The 21450-nt window shown below is 37.9% G+C and carries 21 protein-coding genes and 1 pseudogene; 17 read left to right on the forward strand and 5 right to left on the reverse strand.

Annotated features, from left to right (window positions below; all coding sequences use genetic code 11):
* Window positions 1-96 precede the first annotated feature (96 nt).
* The gene (gene mgtA, locus B1C82_RS18900) at window positions 97-2622 is read left to right on the forward strand and encodes a magnesium-translocating P-type ATPase (protein WP_086449132.1); all 2526 of its coding nucleotides are present in this window, start codon (window positions 97-99) and stop codon (window positions 2620-2622) included.
* 11 nt (window positions 2623-2633) lie between these two features.
* Here the strand turns inward: mgtA and B1C82_RS18905 are convergent, their stop codons facing one another.
* Window positions 2634-3479, reverse strand: coding sequence for a class I SAM-dependent methyltransferase (locus B1C82_RS18905; protein ID WP_086449133.1), 846 nt, complete (start codon window positions 3477-3479; stop codon window positions 2634-2636).
* Between the two features lie 99 nt (window positions 3480-3578).
* On the opposite strand from B1C82_RS18905, the gene B1C82_RS18910 reads away from it, so the two are divergent.
* Window positions 3579-4430: a helix-turn-helix transcriptional regulator gene (locus B1C82_RS18910; RefSeq protein ID WP_086449134.1), complete on the forward strand. Its 852-nt coding sequence runs from the start codon at window positions 3579-3581 to the stop codon at window positions 4428-4430.
* Window positions 4431-4457: 27 nt separating this feature from the next.
* Here the strand turns inward: B1C82_RS18910 and B1C82_RS18915 are convergent, their stop codons facing one another.
* The gene (locus B1C82_RS18915) at window positions 4458-5612 is read right to left on the reverse strand and encodes an adenylate/guanylate cyclase domain-containing protein (protein WP_086449135.1); all 1155 of its coding nucleotides are present in this window, start codon (window positions 5610-5612) and stop codon (window positions 4458-4460) included.
* Window positions 5613-5800: 188 nt separating this feature from the next.
* Here B1C82_RS18915 and B1C82_RS18920 point away from each other — a divergent pair, with 188 nt between their 5' ends.
* The 15 genes and pseudogenes from B1C82_RS18920 to B1C82_RS18990 all read left to right on the forward strand — a co-directional run bounded on the left by B1C82_RS18920 (window position 5801) and on the right by B1C82_RS18990 (window position 19526).
* A complete protein-coding gene (locus tag B1C82_RS18920; protein ID WP_086449136.1) occupies window positions 5801-6841 on the forward strand; it encodes an MBL fold metallo-hydrolase in 1041 nt (346 codons plus the stop codon).
* A 5-nt stretch (window positions 6842-6846) separates the two neighbouring features.
* Window positions 6847-7272, forward strand: coding sequence for a YeeE/YedE family protein (locus B1C82_RS18925; RefSeq protein ID WP_086449137.1), 426 nt, complete (start codon window positions 6847-6849; stop codon window positions 7270-7272).
* The gene (locus B1C82_RS18930; protein ID WP_086449138.1) at window positions 7269-7706 is read left to right on the forward strand and encodes a DUF6691 family protein; all 438 of its coding nucleotides are present in this window, start codon (window positions 7269-7271) and stop codon (window positions 7704-7706) included. Before B1C82_RS18925 ends, B1C82_RS18930 begins: the two co-directional genes overlap by 4 nt.
* A 6-nt stretch (window positions 7707-7712) precedes the next feature.
* Window positions 7713-8519, forward strand: a complete 807-nt coding sequence (locus B1C82_RS18935; protein ID WP_086449139.1) for a sulfite exporter TauE/SafE family protein — start codon at window positions 7713-7715, stop codon at window positions 8517-8519.
* 176 nt (window positions 8520-8695) lie between these two features.
* Complete coding sequence (locus B1C82_RS18940) at window positions 8696-9481, forward strand: LamG domain-containing protein (RefSeq protein WP_086449140.1); 786 nt, start codon at window positions 8696-8698, stop codon at window positions 9479-9481.
* Window positions 9482-9644: 163 nt separating this feature from the next.
* Window positions 9645-10346, forward strand: coding sequence for an NUDIX hydrolase (locus B1C82_RS18945; protein WP_086449141.1), 702 nt, complete (start codon window positions 9645-9647; stop codon window positions 10344-10346).
* Window positions 10343-11305 (forward strand): NAD(+) synthase, encoded by a 963-nt coding sequence (nadE, locus tag B1C82_RS18950; protein WP_086449142.1) that lies wholly within the window; start codon window positions 10343-10345, stop codon window positions 11303-11305. Before B1C82_RS18945 ends, nadE begins: the two co-directional genes overlap by 4 nt.
* Window positions 11302-12078, forward strand: a complete 777-nt coding sequence (locus tag B1C82_RS18955; RefSeq protein ID WP_086449143.1) for a 2OG-Fe(II) oxygenase — start codon at window positions 11302-11304, stop codon at window positions 12076-12078. Before nadE ends, B1C82_RS18955 begins: the two co-directional genes overlap by 4 nt.
* Complete coding sequence (locus B1C82_RS18960) at window positions 12075-13523, forward strand: nucleotidyl transferase family protein (protein WP_086449144.1); 1449 nt, start codon at window positions 12075-12077, stop codon at window positions 13521-13523. Before B1C82_RS18955 ends, B1C82_RS18960 begins: the two co-directional genes overlap by 4 nt.
* A gap of 146 nt (window positions 13524-13669) precedes the next feature.
* Window positions 13670-14113 carry a hypothetical protein gene (locus B1C82_RS18965; RefSeq protein WP_086449145.1) on the forward strand — a complete coding sequence of 148 codons (444 nt, stop codon included), beginning with the start codon at window positions 13670-13672 and terminating at the stop codon, window positions 14111-14113.
* Between the two features lie 347 nt (window positions 14114-14460).
* Window positions 14461-15624 (forward strand): SBBP repeat-containing protein, encoded by a 1164-nt coding sequence (locus tag B1C82_RS18970; protein WP_234008360.1) that lies wholly within the window; start codon window positions 14461-14463, stop codon window positions 15622-15624.
* Between the two features lie 497 nt (window positions 15625-16121).
* Window positions 16122-16838 (forward strand): annotated as a pseudogene (locus tag B1C82_RS18975) (transposase); the annotation flags it as partial.
* Window positions 16762-18588 carry a transposase gene (locus B1C82_RS20965; RefSeq protein WP_234008356.1) on the forward strand — a complete coding sequence of 609 codons (1827 nt, stop codon included), beginning with the start codon at window positions 16762-16764 and terminating at the stop codon, window positions 18586-18588. The pseudogene B1C82_RS18975 and the gene B1C82_RS20965, both read left to right, overlap by 77 nt.
* A complete protein-coding gene (locus tag B1C82_RS18985) occupies window positions 18578-18907 on the forward strand; it encodes an HNH endonuclease (protein ID WP_008590771.1) in 330 nt (109 codons plus the stop codon). Before B1C82_RS20965 ends, B1C82_RS18985 begins: the two co-directional genes overlap by 11 nt.
* Complete coding sequence (locus B1C82_RS18990) at window positions 18864-19526, forward strand: hypothetical protein (protein ID WP_008589538.1); 663 nt, start codon at window positions 18864-18866, stop codon at window positions 19524-19526. Before B1C82_RS18985 ends, B1C82_RS18990 begins: the two co-directional genes overlap by 44 nt.
* A gap of 85 nt (window positions 19527-19611) precedes the next feature.
* Here the strand turns inward: B1C82_RS18990 and B1C82_RS18995 are convergent, their stop codons facing one another.
* The 3 genes from B1C82_RS18995 to B1C82_RS19005 all read right to left on the reverse strand — a co-directional run bounded on the left by B1C82_RS18995 (window position 19612) and on the right by B1C82_RS19005 (window position 21430).
* Window positions 19612-19884, reverse strand: a complete 273-nt coding sequence (locus tag B1C82_RS18995) for a hypothetical protein (RefSeq protein ID WP_008596706.1) — start codon at window positions 19882-19884, stop codon at window positions 19612-19614.
* A 271-nt stretch (window positions 19885-20155) separates the two neighbouring features.
* Complete coding sequence (locus B1C82_RS19000; RefSeq protein ID WP_008590524.1) at window positions 20156-20899, reverse strand: hypothetical protein; 744 nt, start codon at window positions 20897-20899, stop codon at window positions 20156-20158.
* A 78-nt stretch (window positions 20900-20977) separates the two neighbouring features.
* Window positions 20978-21430: a TIGR04452 family lipoprotein gene (locus B1C82_RS19005; RefSeq protein WP_008596708.1), complete on the reverse strand. Its 453-nt coding sequence runs from the start codon at window positions 21428-21430 to the stop codon at window positions 20978-20980.
* Window positions 21431-21450: the final 20 nt, after the last annotated feature.

A 21450-nucleotide genomic window follows, 5' to 3' on the forward strand; every position in this document is an offset into this window, starting at 1 on the left:
AAGTATCAACTCTCCTCCGCTGCAATCCGTGGCGGAGGAAGTTTTTACAAATGAATTAGTACTTTTCTAAGAATCCGGGGATCTCAACCTAAGAGAATGCAATCCCGGAAAATGTCTCCCAATTACTGGACTTATACTTCAGAGAGAATGTTCTCTGAAATCGGCTCCGGACCTAGTGGGCTCGAAAAATCTGAAGCCCGAAAACGATTGGGAATCTATGGGAAAAATAATTTCGGTTCAGGCCAAAAGGTCGGCGGAATTGTATTATTCCTAAGACAATTTGCAAGCCCAATCACTATTATCCTAATTTTTGCCTCCGCCTTATCCTGGTTCCTTCGCGACCCTACCGATGGAATCATTATCCAGTGTATAGTTCTATTAAGTAGCATCCTGGGTTATTGGCAGGAAAAAAGTGCAAATGATTCATTACATTCCCTATTGTCCATGGTAAGATTAAACGCATCTACAATTCGGAATAACGTAGAAGAAGAACTGGATTCCCAATTGTTGGTTCCAGGGGACATGGTCCGATTGAGAGTCGGAGACATCATACCTGCGGACGCTTATCTTATTGATTCGGACCGTTTGTTTTTAGATGAAGCCGCTTTCACGGGAGAAACTTTTCCAGTAGAAAAAACCACTGGGCCATTACCCGAAGAGACTGCGCTATCCAAACGATCAAACTTATTGTATATGGGATCGCATGTAGTCAGTGGTTCCGGTTTAGCTCTCATATACGCTACTGGAAAAAATACACAATTCGGAGAGATTTATAAACGATTAAATGAAAGAAAGCCGGAGACGGATTTCGAAAAAGGCATCCGTAAATTCGGCAATCTTCTATTGGAAATCACTTTAGGCTTAGTATTGGTTATCCTAGGAATCAATATATTGCTGGAAAAACCAATCTTAGATTCCTTTTTATTTGCATTGGCGATCGCCGTTGGACTCACGCCTCAACTATTACCTGCAATCATCAATATAAATTTGGCCAAGGGCGCCAAACAAATGAGCCAAAAAAAAGTGATCGTAAAACGTCTCAACTCTATCGAAAACTTCGGTAGTATGGACGTATTATGTTCTGACAAAACAGGAACATTAACGGAAGGAGTTATTCAAGTACATACAAGCGTCGATCCAAACGGAAATCAAAACCAAGACGTATTAAAATTTGCATCGATCAACTCTAACTTGCAAAGCGGTTTTCAGAACCCAATGGATCTAGCGATTAGCAAAGCATGGCCAGTCTCACCCGATACAATTTCCAAATCCGGGGAACTATCTTATGATTTTCATAGAAAAAGGATCACAGTAATCGCCGAGATAAAAGGAAAACGTACTGCAATCTGCAAGGGAGCATGTAGTCCTCTTTTAGAAATTTGCGATCGATACATGGATCCACAAGGACAGATCCTGCCCATATCGAATGAATTAGGATCCATTCAAAAAATATACGAAACGTTTAGTCGGGACGGATATCGTATGATCGGGATCTCAATTAAAGAGATTGGTGAGAACGATCCAATCGACTATAAGATCGAATCTTCAATGGTATTTCTCGGATTCGTTGCTTTTTCCGATTCAACAAAAGCAGGTATCCAAGATACAGTGCGTAACTTAGTAGATTTGGGCATTCGTCTGAAAATGATTACAGGCGATAATAGATGGATTGCCGGGCAGGTTGCCAAGTCCGTCGGAATTTCCAATACAACCATACTTACCGGGGAAGAATTGCAAAGTATCGGAGAAGAAGCCTTGAGGATAAAGGCAGAAGAAACGGATGTATTTGCTGAAATCGAACCAAATCAAAAACAAAGGATCATACTAGCTCTAAAAAAGGCAGGCCATGTCGTAGGCTATATAGGAGATGGGATCAATGACGCTTCCGCACTCCACTCTGCCGATGTGGGCATTTCGGTAGATTCAGCGGTAGATGTCGCCAAAGAAGCAGCAGATATCGTTTTATTGGAAAAAAATTTGGCGGTTTTATTAGACGGGGTGAAAGAAGGACGCATAACGTTTGCGAATACTTTAAAATATGTTTTTATGGCAACCAGCGCGAATTTCGGAAACATGTTCAGCGTGGCTGGAGCATCCGCTTTCTTAAGCTATCTTCCACTTCTACCAAAACAGATCTTATTGACAAATCTTTTGACCGATCTACCGGAAATGACAATTGCATCGGACGAGGTAGATAAAGATTGGATCGTCCGTCCTCGCAAATGGGATATTAAATTTATCGGAAGATTCATGCTGATATTCGGTTTCCTAAGTTCTCTTTTCGATTACGCTACATTCGGCTTATTACTGTTCGGATTGCACGCTAACGAAACCCAATTCCAAACAGGATGGTTTATTGAATCTGTTGTTTCAGCAAGTCTGATCGTATTAGTGATCCGCACTAAAAATGTATTTTACCGAAGCAAACCTGGAAAATTGCTTTTACGAGCCACCTTGCTCTGTATCTTCTTCGTATTTGCAATCCCCTATCTTCCATTGGCGAAAACATTCGGCTTCGGGCATTTGCCATTATTATTCTACGGCTACTTACTCGGAATAATAGTATTGTATGTAAGTTCCGCCGAATTTGCAAAATACTTCTTTTATAAAAAAGAAAGATAAAAGTCTTCTCATTATAAATCAACAGTGACTCGCAAAAAAGTAGCCGGTATTGAAATCCCAGTGTTACTATTTTGGTTTTGCTCTTTTGCAAGCTCTATGAGTTGTTTGCGTAGCTCTTCTTTTTTACCACGCTTTTCCGCAGCTTCAAAAGCGTTCATTGTAGGACCATAAAATTTCCCAAGTAGCTCTATCAAATCTCCAGGAGTATTATTTGGAGAAATAAAATTGTATGTGTCTTTAAATAGAGAAATTTTATCCGCTTTCGCTCCGGCCTTAACGAAATAATCCATCACGTAAGATTTCATTCCCCAAGTCATTGGACTTACGAAACCTTCAGGAGGAGGAGGCGAAAAGGAAGCACTTATCTTCAATAACTGAGAAACAAACGAAGTGGGATCATTTGGGATCCAATTTCCCATCACAATTCGACCACCTGGTCTTGTGACCCTAACCATTTCGCTTGCAACATCAAATGGTTTAGGAGCAAACATTGCACCAAATACAGAAAGAGTTAAATCAAAAGAATGGTCCGGGATGTCTTTTAGATCGCACGCATCTCCTTCTTGGAATTTTAAATTAAAGAGGCCTTCCGCTGCTGCTCTTTTATTCCCTGCCTCAACTAAATTTCTGGCAATATCGATTCCGATTACTTCTGATCCAGTTCTTGCAAGAGGAATCGCTGTAGTGCCATCTCCAGATCCTAAATCCAAAATTCTCAACGGCGATGTTATTCCAAGGTGAGTTACGAGCTCTTCTCCCGATTTTCTCATTAAGGACGCGATCTCAGTAAAATCACCTTTCTCCCATAACTTTTTGTTTTGATTTTCCGATCCGGACTCCAATGCCTGCTTTAACATATAAGTGTAAATCCTATTATAGAGTAGTATGTTCTTTCCAACCTTCTACCCAAGCCAGGGTAGAATAAATTCTCAGTGACAGGATGATTATATTTGCAGATGATGAAAGCTCCTTGTATAATTCTGCAACTTATGGAAATTAATTCTCGCCCACTCGATCGACAAGAAAGGATTTGTATCTGGGGAAGTCGTTGCTTGTTTGCCGGCTATCTTCCTGATCTAACATTACGTCGAAGAGCTGCTGCAACAGTTTGTATCAGCTTAGATGGAGAATTCCAAATTTCCTTAAATGATTCTGATTGGATCAGTTTTCGTTCTGCGCTTATCCCCCCAATGATAGATCATTCTATCCGATTTTCAGGAAAGTTCTGCATACTGCTCTTTATGGATTTAAGTAGTCCTAATTATGAATCTTTAAGAGCATCCAATCTTGAAAGTCAGACGGATGGTATTTTTATTTCATTAAGGGAAGAAGAGCAATTATTCGCTAAGATCAACCAAATTCTCTCAGATGATTCTGGCTCGGAAGAAATACTTTTAGAATTACTGAATCAAATACCTCCGATTGTAGAGAACGATTCTAGATTAATAGATCCCCGTATCCAAAAGATAGTAGAATTGATTACTACATTGCCACATGAAGATCATTCTGCAAAGGATCTTGCAGAATTTGCAGGTATGTCGGTTTCCAATTTGGAACACCAATTTAAAAAGGAGATTGGTATTCCATTTCATTCTTTTCGCACTTGGTTCAGACTCAAATTAACAGTCTATTCACTCTTGCATGGAATGAGCCATACTGATTCTGCACATCGTGCGGGTTTTTTCGATTCTGCTCATTTTACTAGAACCTTTCGTGCAACATTCGGATTACCTCCTTCAGAAATATTCAGAAGCACAAGACATCTGAAATCATTTATAGAAGTACCAGCAAGTTACGCGGAAGCTTAACTGAATCCGCGCATGCCATAATCCCATTTATTCATAGCTAAGATAAGTTCTCATTTCCCCCTTACCTTTCACATCTATCAATCTACGAATTTCTATTTGAGATGTATCTTCTAATAGTTCATATGTAGTTTCAGAGATTTGTATTCTGCCAGGTACGCCATGAGATTCTAAACGACTTGCAGTATTCACTGCATCGCCCCACAGATCGTATGCAAATTTTTTCTTACCGATCACACCTGCGACAACAGGTCCCGAATGAATACCTATCCTCATTCTTAACGGCCTTCCAGAAGGATCGTGTAAAGTTTTTACAAATTTCTGCATTTCTATTGCCATCTCCATTGCTCTTCTCGCATGATCCTCATTCCAAATCGGTATTCCAGAAACTGCCATATAAGCATCTCCGATCGTTTTTATTTTTTCCATACCGTATTTTTCTGCGAGAATATCAAAATGGGAAAACACATCATTTAGAAAATGTACCAAAGTTTCTGGAGACACCTTCTGAGAAATCACGGTGAAGTTCTCAATATCCGCAAATAAGATAGAAACCATTTTGTATCCATCAGCAATTGTAGATGGATTTCTTTTTAGTCTTTCCGCAATAGGTTCCGGAAGAATATTCAAAAGAAGATTTTCGGCCCTATCATGTTCTTGTTTATTTTTAGAAATAAAATAGAATAAACTAAAGAAAGTCAGAGTTCCTGCACCTACGATATTGATCACAAAAAATAAAATCTGCATATTCCTTTCAACTTTTGGCACAGGAAGATGTAGGTAAAATTCCGCAAACCCAGTTAAAACCAAAACAATCAGAAATAATCCAAACCAGACCAATCCTTGGCGAATAGGAGCAAAAGAAAGCGCTCCAAGCGGACAAAGTATTGCCCAAATGATAACTGCACCAGAATTTTCAAAACCACCTAAGCTTAATTGCAAAAGAACGGGAAGTATTAAGATAAAAAGAAATTGAAGAAATCTAAAAGCTAAATACTTACCAGTAACAAAAACGAAAAATAAGCTTAATAGGCTTAAAACCGCATAACCTCCTGGAATCATCGCTGATTGAGGAAAACCTAATATAAAATATAAGAAGCTCCATAAAAAACCCGCTGCCGTAAACGCCATCGAAAAATTTATGAGCCCATCTTTGTGAAGTTTATCTCTTTCTTTTGTTCTCATGATATCTAACTCTCATTTTCTCAATAGACTAAGAAGCAAAGATCCAATGTTTGTATAATTCTGCAAAACCTCGAAAAAATCCAACTACCTCATTATTTTTTTCCAACTATTGCAGGATTATACAAGATATCGATACCGAAGAATCGTATATTGATGTATATGCACGTTATGAAAGGTAAATCCCAGCAATGAAAGATATTCTTTTTTACCAACTATACGAATCACAATCTTCTACCTATACTTACTTGATAGCAGATCTGGAAACTAAAGAGGCAGTGATCATAGATCCAGTTTGGGAAACTGTAGACAGAGATCTAAAACTGATCAGAGAGCTGGGCCTTTATTTAATGTATATTATAGAAACTCATATACATGCGGATCATATCACTGGAGCTTCGGAAATCCGTAAAAACACTATGGCCCAAACGGCTGTAAGTGCATTAGCAGAAATCGATTGTGTAGACATTTTATTAGAAGATGGGCGAATTCTTCCTCTCGGAAACAAAAACATAAAAGCGATCTCAACTCCCGGCCATACAAACGCATGTATGAGTTTCCTATTCGAAGGAATGGTATTTACGGGAGATTCTCTTATGATTCGAGGCACAGGAAGAACAGACTTCCAAGAAGGATCTTCTGCAAAACTTTATGAAAGTATCACGCAAAAATTATTTTCACTTCCGGATGAAACTAAAGTTTATCCGGCGCATGATTACAAAGGTTTAAGCAGCACAACAATCGCGTTGGAAAAGAAATTCAATCCTAGGATCGGAGGAAATCGTTCTAAAGAAGAATTCCAAAAGATCATGGAAGAATTACAGCTTAAAACTCCCAAAAAGATGCATCTAGCACTACCCGCAAACGCAGGCTGTGGTAGTTTAGAAATCGTAAGAACAATGAATCCTATAAGTATATCAGGAATTCCTACTGTTCTGAATGAGGACGTGCTTAAGAAAATTGGAAACGTTAAAATCGTAGATGTACGTTCTCCGGAAGAATTTCACGGGGAGTTAGGCCATATTCAGACCTCCCAACTTGTAACATTAGGGCCTGATTTAACTAAATATTTAGAAACAGGTGATCGCTTTGAAGAGATCATCTTTGTGTGTCGAAGTGGAAAACGTTCCCAACAAGCAACGGAAGAGAGCATTCGTTTAGGTTATAAATTCACATCCAATATGGCAGGAGGGATGGTGAATTGGAATGAGAAATACCTGCCCAAGGAGTAAGAAGAATGGAAACAGAATGGGTAATGGGTCTTGTTGGAGGAATAGTGATTGGTATTGCTGTTTCTTTAATGCTTTTATGGAACGGAAGAGTAACCGGAGTAAGTAGCATTGTATATGGCGTGTTAATCCCTACCAAAGGTGATCTAGCTTGGAGATGGTATTTTATAGTTGGATTACTATTAGGTGGTCTTTCTTTAAAATTTACGGCGCCAGAACTTTTAGCAGCCGAACTACAGACAAAAACATGGATCGGTGCGCTTGCAGGGGTTCTCGTAGGATTCGGCGCAATGTTGGGAGGAGGTTGTACAAGTGGACATGGAGTTTGCGGAGTAAGCAGGGTTTCCCCAAGATCCATAGTAGCAACAATCGTATTCATGGCAGCTGGAATGGCAGCGGTAGTATTACTTAGAAAAACGGGGCTATATATATGAAATATAATATTGGAGCACTGATCGTAGGTTTATTATTCGCAATCGGCTTAGGAACGTCCGGAATTTTACAGCCTGCAAACATCTTAGGATTTTTAGATATATTCGGAAAATGGAACCCCACCCTTCTTTTTACAATGGCCGGAGCAGTCGGAGTTCATTTTATCACCTACAAACTAATTCGAAAGAGAAAAACGCCAATGTTCTCAAAGGATTGGTTTATCCCTACTCGTCAAGAGATCACTCCTGCCTTGGTCATCGGAAGTTTAATTTTTGGGATTGGCTGGGGACTAGGCGGTTATTGCCCCACAGTTTCGGTCACTACACTTGCAAGCTTTGAAACAAGGCCTTTAATCGTTTTTGTCAGCATTATTTTCGGAATGTTACTATTCTGGATTCTAGATAAGAAAACGAATTTGAAAAATAGATTAGAATAAATTAATATGCTGATCTTAGGATACATCTCCTCGTTTATCATGGGAATACTACTCGGAATGATCGGCGCAGGAGGTTCTATCCTAACAGTTCCAATTTTATTCTATTTTTTCGAACAAGACGTAAATTTCGCCACAACAAACTCACTCTTTGTAGTTGGAACAGCAGCTTTAGTCGGATCAATAATCCAAAGCAAAAAAGGAAATATAAATATAAAAGTCGGTGTATATTTCGCTGTACCGAGCTTTTTCGGAATTTATATTTCGAGATATTTACTTCTTCCATCTATTCCTAAAATCATAGTTTCTATTTTCGGTCTTACGCTAACAAAACCTTTACTTGTTATGATCATCTTCTCAATCATCATGGTTTTTAGTTCATGGGCTATGATTCGAACCAATAATTTTTTTATCACAAAGACAACGGAACCAAATACAATTCCATCTAACTTTTTACCAATCGGATTCAAAGGATTTATAGTAGGAATGATCACAGGATTTGTAGGTGCAGGCGGAGGATTTCTAATCATTCCTGCGCTTGTAATTCTACTCAGAATTCCTATTAAGCAGGCAGTTGGAACATCACTTGCTATAATTGCCGCAAATTCACTTTTCGGATTTGTAATTAGTTCAAGATCAGTGCAAACTGAAAATTGCCCATTACTTCTGATAATTTCTAGTTTAGGAATTGCTGGAATGTTTTTAGGACAGAATCTTTCATCCAGAATGAATGAAAGAAATCTTAAAATTGGTTTTGGTTATTTTGTGTTGGTTATTGCTGCCTTAATCTTGTGGGATCAAGGGTTGAGGCTGTAGGATGTAAGATTAACTTTCAAGGTATTATATAAAGTTATCGTCCGAATGATGATAATATATTCTTAACTATTAAATATTGGTAATCTACAAATTGTATCTAAATCAATTTCAGACCTAATATTAATTGCGCTTCATCTTTATTTTCTTCACCATTGGTCAAACTAAAGAATGCGACTATGTCTAACATCCGTTATACTCTTATCCTTCTTCTTTTTGTAATTTTCAGTTTTCAAAATTGCGGAACTGTTCTACTACTGAATGCACTTTGGCCTTCAAGTGGAGATGATCTGTTTGAGGACATTGGAAAGCTCTACCTTGGGACCATAAACGTTGGCTTGATCCATTATTGGCCCTTGGATGGGGACGCAAATGATAAAGTCGGATCTATTCACTTAACTGCATTTGGGACCGTGGGACCTATACTGACTTCCGATCATAATAACTTGCCCAATGGAGCCTTCCGTTACGATGGTATAGACTCATGGCATAGCTCGGATTCAATTGCTGGAGAACCGATACTAACTGGAATTGCCTCCTTTACTCTTAGCGCTTGGGTAAAAGGAAAATTTAAACCCTCAGGAGGGGGTACAATTATGGGGCAAGGGGACGGATTAGGATTTCAGTTTTTAGACGACTCCACCACTTGTTTACATGGACTCCGAATTTACACAGTAAGCGGAGGATCGGGTGCCGTGAGCAATGTCAGCCCTTGCGGAATTTACCAAGACAATGTTTGGTATCATATGACTTTTACTTGGGATCTACCTAATAATACTGCCAACTTATATGTTGGCAATGATCTAGTAAAATCGACAGTATATAATCCAAATGGAACCCCTTGGAACTCTGGTGCGCCCTTTACCTTAGGATACGGCACACTTGGCGGAGGTGCCCAGCCAATCAACATCGACGAAGTTCGGATTTATAATAGAGTTGTTCCTCCGATATTTTTCAGTTTTTGAGGATCGGCCGTATTCGGAGGCATCACCCATAAACTGCCAATAATGAGAGATTTTCATTGCCTTGGCTTCTCTATATGCAAAAGGAAAATATAATTGACTAAGTTAGTGTATTTTTTACACTTTAAGATAATTTTCTAAGACACTATCGCCCTAACTAAATCCAATGAAAAAGAAAGAGATCTACTCCTATAAATTTGCGAGACCGAGCTTAACGGTCGATTGTGTAGTTTTTGGAATCGATAATGGCGATCTTAAGATCCTTATCATACAAAGGGGGCTAAATCCGTTTCGAGGTCATTGGGCATTGCCCGGTGGATTTGTTCGGATCGATGAAACGATTGACGAGGCGGCAACGCGTGAACTCCAAGAAGAAACCGGCTTAAAGAATATCTTCTTAGAGCAATTATACACATTCGGGCAAATAGATCGCGACCCTCGCGAAAGAGTCGTTTCTGTAGCATATTATGCTCTTGTAAACTTACAAAGTTATCCACTACGAGCCTCTTCCGATGCGGAAAAGGCCATCTGGCGTAACGTTAAAGATCTTCCTAAATTAGCTTTCGATCACGATAAAATTGTGGCCGTAGCTCTTAATCGATTACAAGGAAAGGTTCGCTATCAACCAATCGGCTTTGAATTGCTTCCTCGTAAATTTACTCTCACCCAATTGCAGAGATTATACGAAATCATTTTGGAGAAAGATCTCGATAAACGGAATTTCCGCAAAAAAATATTACAATTCGATATACTCGAATCCACCGATGAATTTGAGAAAAATGTATCTCATAGAGCTGCCCTGCTCTATCAATTCAACAAATCGAAATACGAGAGAATGGTGAAACGGGGATTCAATTTCGATTTATGAAAAGTTACGATAATAGTCCCACTTCTATCACGTCTAGCTTAGTTCAAAACTTAAAAACAGAATCTGAACTGAGGAATCTTTTAGATAGATATCGAGGCTTCGATCTTAAATTACATCTAAAAAGAAAAGTCCAACTTATAAATGAATTTTTCAAAATAGAAAATCTGGATAGTTGCGTAATCGGGTTATCCGGAGGAATTGATTCATCCGTTGTATTGGGATTATTAAACCTTGCTTCGCTGGAACTGAATTCTCCCATAAAAAGAATTATCGGAATTGCTCTTCCTATCTTCAGTATAGGTGCTACGGGACAAAAGGATACTTTAATAAAATTTAAACTTCTAAAATCGAATTTCAGTATTCAAAACAAAAAGATCGAATTTCTGGAAAAAGATCTAACTCAAGTCCAAGAACAATATCTTAAGTTAGAAGAAGGGAATTATAACCCATTCGCTGCAGGACAACTGCTTTCCATCGTTCGAGTTCCCTTCCTCTATTTTCAAGCGGCACTTTTACAGGAACAAAATTATCGATCCATCGTAGTTGGAACGACTAATAGAGATGAAGGCGCATATTTAGGATTCTATGGAAAAGCCTCGGATGGAATGGTCGATTTACAACCCATTGCAGACTTGCACAAAAATGAGATTTATTCAATTGCTCATAGTTTAAAAATCCCGGAAGAAATCATTCAGGCGGAACCGAGGGGAGACGTTTTTGACGGAAGAACCGACCAAGAAATGATAGGCGCAAATTATGAAGATGTTCGCTTCTTCATTCTACTCAAAGATTTCGATCTCGATTACAGAAAAATAAATTATCTACTTTCTATCGAAACGATGAAAAGTTTCGAAAACATAGAAACATTACACAAGAAAAATCTTCATAAATACAGAGTTGGACTTCCTAGTAGGTTTGTAGACGTTTTAAAAAGGCAAGTTGAAGGAGGTTGGTCATGATACATCACAAAAAACCAGAATTTACAAAAGTTCCTGGCTTCTGGGAAATGCCATCGATAACTTTTCCAATACAAGCAGACTCAGATTTTTCGATGCAAGAAACCTCATTGCCTGAAGTCAACTATTGGAGTCATTTTCTAAATTCCGAAACTTGTAATTCTCTAAAGAACTTATTTTTGGAATCGAAGATTCTATCACCGGTATCCATCAACGGCATAATGTATCAAAATTACGGGATCGGAAGCCAAAGAGCCACCGGATGGTCCATTCAACTGGCAGACTTACTTTCTGAACTGATTATTCCTCATCTAAAAGAAAAATTTTGCTCGGAAAAAACTTCCACAGATTGGTGGCAAGAAAACCCTAAAAAAAATCCGTTATGGTTTCCCGTTCAAGTTAGCCCTCTTTTTCGTTTCATGAAATACGACTCGGGCGGAGAACACTACGCTCATTATGATGCAGCATTCATCTATAAAGATAGTATCTACAGGACTTTGAAATCGTTTGTTATCTATTTAACTACTAATCAATCGGGTGCTACTCGGTTCATCCAAGATAATTTAGAAAATATTGATGTTTGGAAAAGAAATCATTCGGATTGGGACAGAAGAGCTCTCAAAGAAGAAGTATTATCCGCTTTTTTACCTAAGGAGGGCTCCATACTGATCTTTGATCATAGGATCTGTCATGATGTGGATGTTTATTTGGGAGAGAACGATCTTCCTCGGATCATTATTCGGGGGGATATTATCTACAAGGCGCAATCTATATGAAAAAAATTCAAAGTTGGAAAATAGAGAGGGACCAATATTATAGTAAATTATTCCGAGAAGAGGGATTGGAAGCAACTCTAAAAGCGGGTTTTTTCGAAGATCTAAACCACAACGACATAAACATTGAAGATACTACTTCTATACTTTGTACCCCTTACTCCTTCTTAGAAAATCCGAAAACGAATAATCACTGCGTCTTACTACTCACAGGCGCTTTATGCCCTATTCATGATGGTCACCTTGACATGATGATCATTGCCAAAGAATCTTTAGAAAAAGAAGGTTACGAAGTTTTAGGCGGGTATATCTCCCCAGATCATGATGCTTACGTAGGACCAAAAACAAATTCATTCTTGGATATTTATGAAAGAAATCGATTAGTAACCGAAAAAATCGAAGATTTTCTGTGGATCGGTTTGGACCCATGGAACGGCGTATTCAATAAAACCAGTATTAATTTTACCGACGTCGTTTTCCGTCTCAAAAAGTATCTAGAACGTAATGCAAAACTTAAAACCAAAATTTTCTTTCTATGCGGCGGAGATAATTTCAATTTTGCGGAAGCATTTAAATACAGTGACGATGGTTGTGTGGTCGTTACTCGCAACGGATACGAAATCAATGTAAAAAATCAAGAATCCGTTTATCTAGCGCAGGGAAATAGTAACAGTTCTTCTACAGAAATTCGGAAAACGTACCAGAAGAAGGATTTTTACGATAAGAACCTTAAAGTTCGAGAAGATGGACATCCAATTCCAGAGTTTCTTGAAGGGTTCTTTAATGTGGTAGAGATTATATCCCTTGAAAAACAAAAGCAGAAAATTAAATCGATGTCGACAGACAATATGATCAGTTTAGATCCGATGATCCGTTTAGAATATAACCTATCGATCTCCAGAATATTCGACGTTCATGGTCATAGAAAATTAGGCTATAAAATGGAAACGCTTACTACTGCTTCTAATTTGAAAGAGTTATCCGGTCGCAGCGACATCCTTTTATATGATGATGATATTTATACAGGAAAGACAATGAGCGAGGCAAAAACTTATCTAAAATCCCAATTGGATATTTCGATAGGTGGATTTTTTTCCTTAAATATCAGCCCTATCAATTACGATCTATTGGATCCGAGAGATCTTTATGCATTTAGTAAAGAGAACAATTGCGGATTATTAGTAGATTTTAAAGATTTTCAACAAAGAGTCCCTTATGCTTTTCCTTACGTGGACCCATCCATTCGGAGCTCAGTCAAAGATCCATTTAAGTTCTCAATTGCAGTCTGGAAAGAAAATCAAAAGTTTTTTGCGAAAAACAAAAACCTACTCTTAAGTGATTTTCCTCTATATCAAAAATTATATCTAAAAATAGGATTTAGCTTAGAAACTCCCATTCAAGAAATCATTAAATGGCATATTAATTTTTTAGAAAACATTCAAAATTAAACTAATGAAGACCAAAAAAACATTTGGATTGAAGGGAAAGGATTTAGCCCTAAAATCTATAACAAAAGAACTGAAAATTGGCTTCAACTTTCATCACAGGAAATCCTTTTCAAAGCAAGGGAAATTGAAGAGATTCCAAAAATACAATGTCATTCTGGTTACGGATTATTAAATACCCCCCAAGTATATTTTCTAAAGCCAAGAAGTTTGAAAGATCTGAACTAGAAAAGTATAATGCATTTTGGTCCGACGTATATACTAAGAAATTTCAAAGAAACCGAGAACTTGAATATCAAAAGAATGCAAATAAGATCTGGAATTGGATCCAATCAGGAAAGAAGACAAACAGACAATATACAGTTATAGAAGTCTGTGACGAATTAGAAATTCACAAGATTACTGCAATGACCATTCTCCTAAAATGGATCAAGCTCAGACTTATCGCAAGGAGACGTATTGGATTCGCTCGATATGATAGAAGAAATAATTTCTATATAAAGCCATTAAAACAACAACTACCTTTCGTTCTATACAGTAAATTCAAGACAACGATTGCTGTACCAGTAAAATATGTTTTGGGATTTTTATAGGAGAAGGTAGAAATGAAAATTATTTTATCGGCAGACGATGGATCCAAATATCACAATATTAAAAATAGCATCAGAACAAAATGACGCACTACGTAGAACTACTTACTCGAAAAAGAATCGTACGTAGTTCTACGTAAAATTTGCGGATCAAAATGACTTTGGAATAAAAAATTTACAACCCAATAATTCAAAAACTCGACTATTTTCATTCGGAAATATTTTTCTCTTTACTCTGAAAAAAAACAAAGAACATCTTCAACTTAACCCTCCATAAAAACCAAGGGATAAATTTAAATCCATATCGTATTAATAAATAATAATATTAAAAGGTATATCAAGTGAATGCTATGAAACAAAAAATTACAATTTCATTATGGCTGATCTCATCCCTCGCTTCGATAAGATGTGATTCTGGTTCCAATTCTAACCCTTTTCTTTTCCTCGCTACACTAAACAATGGAAATAGCAGTTCGGAATGGACCAAGCTAATGGGTGTGAGCGCATTAAGCACGAATGCTTACGGGATTACATACGATTCCTCTGGAAATGTGTATACAACAGGTGAAACCGGAGGGGGCTTAGACAGCCAAACTCTCAACGGCCTTTCCGATCTATTTGTCGTTAAAACCAATCGGTCTGGAACAAAGTTATGGACCAGACTTTCTGGCGTGGCTTCGACATACACTGGGGCAAGTGGAATTTCTGCCGATTCTTCCGGAAATGTGTATGTAACCGGAGTGACGGAAGGAAATTTAGATGGTCAAACTCTCACCGGCAATTCTGATCTGTTAGTCATAAAATACAATGGTAACGGAGCGAAACAATGGACAAGACTATTAGGTGTCGCTGGCAAGTATACAAGAGGAGTCGGAATCGCTTCTGATCCTTCCGGCAATGTATACGTAACTGGGCAGGCGGAAGGAAACCTAGACGGTCAAACTCTTACCGGTATTATTGATCTGTTCGTTGTAAAATACAATAGCAACGGGGTAAAGCAATGGACAAGACTATTAGGTGTTTCCGGGGTCGAAACGTACGGACGAGCAATCTCCACGGATTCTTCCGGGAACGTCTACGCAACAGGCGATACGGACGGAAATCTTGATGGCCAAACCGCTGTCGGTCTTTCTAGCCTCTTGGTAGTAAAATACGATAGTAGCGGGACAAGACAATGGACCAGGCTCTTAGGTCTTTCCGGAGTCTACACAATTGGAACTTCCATTGCTTCCGATTCTTCTGGAAATGTGTATGCAACCGGTGAAACCGGAGGGGCTTTAGACGGGCAAACATACCAAGGAGGGAGCAGAGATATTTTCGTTGTGAAATATGACGACAGCGGTGCGAAACAATGGGCCAAACTTTTGGGGAGTAGCGATTTTGAAACTGGAAATGGAATTACCACGGATTCTTTTCAGAATATCTATATAGCTGGTAGCACGAGCGGGAATTTGGGCGGAAAAACTCTTACTGGTTCTTCCGATATGTTTATCGCAAGATTGAATCGCCAGTAGGCAGCCTTCTGAACGGAAATCAGGCTTCCGATATTCCTTGGGCCTGATTTCCACCAGCAATGGAGTTTATCTTCCTTCCGAAAGCGCGAAATAGAAGCGCAGTGGTGATTGAAAAGAAAGAATAGTTATCGATTTAATCTCGTCATACGAACTCCGGATCTCCGTTAGTCTCATGAAAAGCCATATATTCAGGGAAGATCAAAAATTAGAAATACTGCAATTAATTTCACTTTTGCGTTATCCTGGAGAAAACATAATAATCCGGTGCTTAACACGTTATACTCATTTGATTTAAGTCCACCTTGTTTTTACTTGCAAATGAGGATCTCCACTGACACCTTTGTCAACTATGTTGCGAAAATTCCTGCCCTTATTTCATATTCCATTTTTGCTCTTACATTGTGCTACATTCGTTTTTTATTCCGAAAATTTTGAAAAGATTCCAGAGAAAACCGCAACCAATTTCTCCCCAAAAAACGATAGGGGTGAACGTTATATGCAAATATTTCGATGATGATATTGAAGAAACTCCCCTGCATCACTTTAAACTACCAATATGGATGTTCGGATTCGTCCTTTATGAATCTATAATCCAATACCCAAAGGTAGTAACAGCAACAGAACTAAGTAAGAAACTAAAAATAGGATATAAAGCAGTAAGCTTACTCAAGAGAAGGTTTCAACTATTCGCCTCTGATCAATTACCAAAGTATAAGCAACTCACATTCAAAGCCTTAGAAGATAAGTTCAAGGACTTCCTAGTACCTCCGAATGAGAATAAAGACATCACCTCTAAGATGAGAAACAAGCCTTACGTATGCGTAGACACTGCCGTATTGTATTCTGCAGGTGAGAGAGCAAACCACGGCAGAAAACGATACAGACATAGTGGTGCTACATCTTCTATATACCTTTCAGAAAAATTAGGAGGAAGACAAGTTGGAACATTAGTCCAGACTATAGCAATAAAACAAGGACCACTTACCTACTTGCACTCCACTTTTCACAGATCAGTGAATCACTCTGCTCGTTCAAAAGACAATAAATATAAATTTGCTCGGAATCGTTGGAGTAAGAATGCGAATGTATTTGGATTGGATGTGCTGGTTGAAGCTGAGTCGATGTGTGGAGATAGGGATGCTTTTCGTGTCAATCCGAGAGCGCGGAAGAAGGGAGCGGTTCGGATTGAAAGGAAGGGATGTTTATCTATTTAATACACGTAATCCGAACCGAGGACCACCTTTCCTCCAATCCAGAACCGCCCCTTCCATTAGAAATACCGAAAATATAAACCTCTTCCCAACACCCCTACCTAAACACTACAACCCAGCACTAAACACTGATTACTTCACGGAAATAACCAAGAAGATACTTAATGACTTCTACCCAAAACACTGTCCTACTCCTGAATGTAACAATAGAATCTTAGATAAGGAAATCTCAACAAGACCAGATCTAATTAGATGTCCTCAATGTAGATATCTAACATCAAGACTAAGTTACACTCCCCTTCATCATTTCAAACTTCCAATATGGATGTTCGGATATATCCTTTATGAATCACTAATACAATACCCAAAGGTAGTAACAGCAACAGAACTAAGTAAGAGGCTAAGAATAGGATATAATGCAGCCAGCTTACTAAAGAGAAGATTCCAACTCTTTGCATCAAACCAATTACCAAAGTATAAGAAGCTAACCTACGAGGCTCTAAATGATCAGTTCAAGGACTTCCTACTCCCTCCAAATGAGAATAGAGACATTACTAAGATCATGGCAAAGAAGCCTTATACTTGCGTAGACACTGTTGTATTATATTCAGCAGGTGAAAGAGCGAGCCAAGGTAGGAAACGTTACAGACATAGTGGACAAACCGCTTCTATATACCTTTCAGAGAAATTAGGAGGGAGACAAGTCGGAACTCTCGTCCAAACTATAGCAATAAAACAAGGACCAGTATTCTTCTCATCAGTATCTAATCAGAAAGCGGATACGCTTGGACCTCTAATCAAAGAACATCTCCCTACTTGCACTCCCCTTTTTACAGACCAAGGATACCCATGGCTTTGGGGAATATACAAGAACCACAGATCAGTAAATCACTCTGCAAGATCAAAGGACAATAGATTCAGATTCGCTCGAAATCGTTGGTCGAAGAATGGAGTCCACAATCAAGTAGCAGAAGGAAACCATAGAGTTTTAAAAACTGCTTTTGCTGCTTACGGATATATCAAGCCTAAATATTCCCAAATGTATCTGAATGAGTTTAGCTTCATTAAGAATGCTAACGTATTCGGACTGGATGTGCTGGTTGAATGTGATGGTGATGATGCCAACGAAGGAATGAGGTGTAGAGATAGGGATGCTTTTGCTGTCAATCCGAGAGCCGGGATGAAGGAGGCGGTTCGGATTGAGAGGAAAGGATTTGTCCGGAAAATCCAAAAGAAAAGAACTGAAAATTGGCTTCAAGATTCTTTACAAAAAATCCAATTTGAATCCAAGACTTTTGAAGAAATTCCGAAAATTCAGAATCATAACGGTTTCGGAATACTAAACTCCTCTTCTACAATTTCAAAAGCCAGAAAGTATGAACGACCCGAACTTGAAAAATACAATTCATTCTGGTTCAATTCGAATACAAAGAAGTTTCAAAGAAACCGAGAACTCGAATATCAAAAGATAGCAAGTAAGATTTGGAACTGGATCCAAGCGGGCAGAAAGAAAGGTAAACAATACTCAGTTATTGAAGTTTGTGACGAGTTAGAAATTCATAAAATAACTGCTATGACCATTCTTAGGAAATGGATAAAGCTCAGACTAATTACAAGGAGGCGGATCGGATTTGCTCGGTATGATAGAAGAATAAATTTCTACATAAAACCGCTAAAACAAGAACTACCTTTAATTCTATACAGTAAGCTCAGGACAAAGGCTTCCAAACGGGTTACAAGAAATGAAAAGTAACCCGAGGAAGAAAAGAAAGAAAATCTATAAGTTCAAAGCTGAGGATTTCTATAAGATCTTAGATCACCAAGATTACAGATGTCTCCTAACAGGAAGAGAACTTCTTCCTGAAAATACAAACTCTGAGCATATAGTCCCTCTTCGTAAAGGCGGCAATCATGAATTCAATAATATCTGCCATGTAGTAGCTCCCCTTTCTAAACTAAAGAGATATTATACTGAAGAAGAAATCGTTCATTTAGCTGCGGACATTATTAAATGGAAAGGAGAAGATTATGGCTATAAAGAAATCCAAATCAATTTCAAAAAGAAGAAATGAAAAATTCCCAGGATGGTTAGCACAGAGTATTTCTGATAATCTAAACAAGAAACATTCATTCTTTTTAAGAGAAAAATCAAATGAGACTAAGTGGGTTACCTGGGGTCAGTGTATTCTAAATGCTCAAAAGAATTTCATTGTATATCTAAAAAGAAAGCCTCCTGAAAACATTCATAAAAATCCCAATTGGAAGTATAAAGCAATTCAAGCAATCTTTTTGATTGAAAAGGTAGTAGTAAATAATCAAAGCGAAAGGCGATTATCACATGTCATAAAGAATCTAAATGATTTTGCCTCTAACCCTCCAAAATTCGATTCATCTGATAAGCTATTTCTTCGCACCTCTCACTTAGAAACAAATAAGCTCAACGGCTTCGTGTCTGGCTTTCGAAATGCAGATCGAGACATCAAGGCAAAAAGATGGCCAATTTCAGCACATAGAAATGGCTTGCGAATGATGCGGACTGAATTTCCGGATTTAACAAGGAGTAAGTCGGATTGGGATATTTGTTTTAAACAAGCCAAAGCAAACCTAAGTCATTTCCAAGAAAGTGAATGGATTAAAGCTTTTGAAAAGAATCAAAATAAGTTTAATAGGATATTGTTAGATACGCTTTAAGGTGGAGTAGACAAATGTAAAGAGTTATAATAATATAAGGGTTATCTACTCCATCTGGCTAATTAAAGGAGAATTTCAACAGAATTCAATTAAACCAGAATCGATGAATTTCTTCTATAAAATATTCATCAGTTATTGGATATCCTGATTTAGAGCCAATTACTGAATCGATCCCACAATTTGGACAAAGAGCCGTTTTACCCCTTGGATCTTCTTCGTCGCACCATTCCAATATCTTTTCTGGATCAAAATTCGATCGGCAATAGAAACAACAACACAGGTCACTTTCCATAATTTCAGAATGATGAAATATAGAATGCTTATGAGCTTTTCTTAAAAATTCTTCGGTAAATTTCATCGGCCTATTTTCTCTTGGATCGACTTTTCTAAAACCTTCATTTACTAAGTCCCCAATGCCTATCGGGTCTAGATGATATTGTCTCCCTCATTTGAAGTTGTATTAAACAATGAGCACAAGAAGGAAATCTCGGAAAAACAAAGACATTTGTTATCCCTGTTCCAGCACAATCTTATAAGTAAATTTCTGCAAGGCAAGTTTTAAGGGACCTGATTCTAAGTAAGCGTATCGATTTCTACAGCTTCCATGCTCTCTCAATTCATCGTAGCTGCTACCGAATTGTGCAATTCCCTTTAGTTATATAATCTTTGATATTTTCCAATGGGAACGGATTACTATACAGAATAACTCCTTTCGAAACGGCCCGTGGAGGTATTAAAATACTTCCCGAATCGATCTTATTGTTGAAATCAAGCGTCGTAACAAAATTCAGATCTGAAAAATAACTTCCTCCAACTTTTGATGGATGGTTTTTATCTATCTCTTGCTTTAAATAATCCATTTCTTCGCATTTACCTTCAAGACATGCGAACATGGCATTTATTGTGTAGATCGTTATGGCCGATATTGCTATGAAATTATAGAAATTTTTGACGGTTCCCTTCCAATTGAAGCAACTAACTTGTTTTGGGTATTCCGTTGATTTTAACGGAATTAAGCTATTATCATCCAACTGAAGATTTAAGTTCCTGAGAGAGAATGATTCAGTCTCGTCCGAGTCGTTTTGAATTAAAATTAGCCCTACTAGATAATCCTGGGAAAGGTGAATTAATGCTGAATCAGTATTATCTACAACAAAATTAGAAAGCAGATGATCAACGAAAGGAGAATCTGACTTTAGTAAGATTATTCTCCCTTTGATATCATGATCCGATATCCTAAAGACTTTTATAACGTTTAGTTCTTCATCCCTAATTGTATCTGGATGAAAATCAATGGATTGCTTATCTCGATCGGGAAGTAAGCATTGGCATAGGAATAACGATATTAGGAAAAATAGATGATTTATTTTCATTCTTAGGTATTAAAGAATTTCCCAATAAACTCCAGGAAACTTTAAAATGCAATTAATTGCACTTAAGGTCCAATGCATTCACTTATTCTTCGAAGGGGTATTAGAACTTTTACCCATGTTTTTATCGATATACAAATCGTTAGGGCTTATATTACAATAATCACTGCTCAAATAAGTTGTAAATGAGTCAAAGTCAGTAAGGACTCCGAAAGACCGAATTACTGTTGCACAATCTTCTACATCTCTCTTTTTATAATATTTAGATTCATCAACTTTGAAAACTAATTCATCTATAAATGATGCATATAGTACATCTGCGATTACATAGGATTCCAATTCAGATCCAGTTTTGCCCTGCGCTGTAAAAGCTGCATTTGCAGTTAGGTAATCCCCTACCATTGCAGCATTTATGAGCCTTTTTTTAGCCTCATCTCCCTTATAGGTATCAGTAAGACCTAAAGTGTCGACGACCAGGCAATTTACTAAAAAACTGTATAATAGCGTAATTATAAATATGTTAATCTTTTTCATTTGTCCGTCCTGGGGATTTT

It is taken from the genome of Leptospira venezuelensis, assembly GCF_002150035.1.
Classification (GTDB): domain Bacteria; phylum Spirochaetota; class Leptospiria; order Leptospirales; family Leptospiraceae; genus Leptospira_B; species Leptospira_B venezuelensis.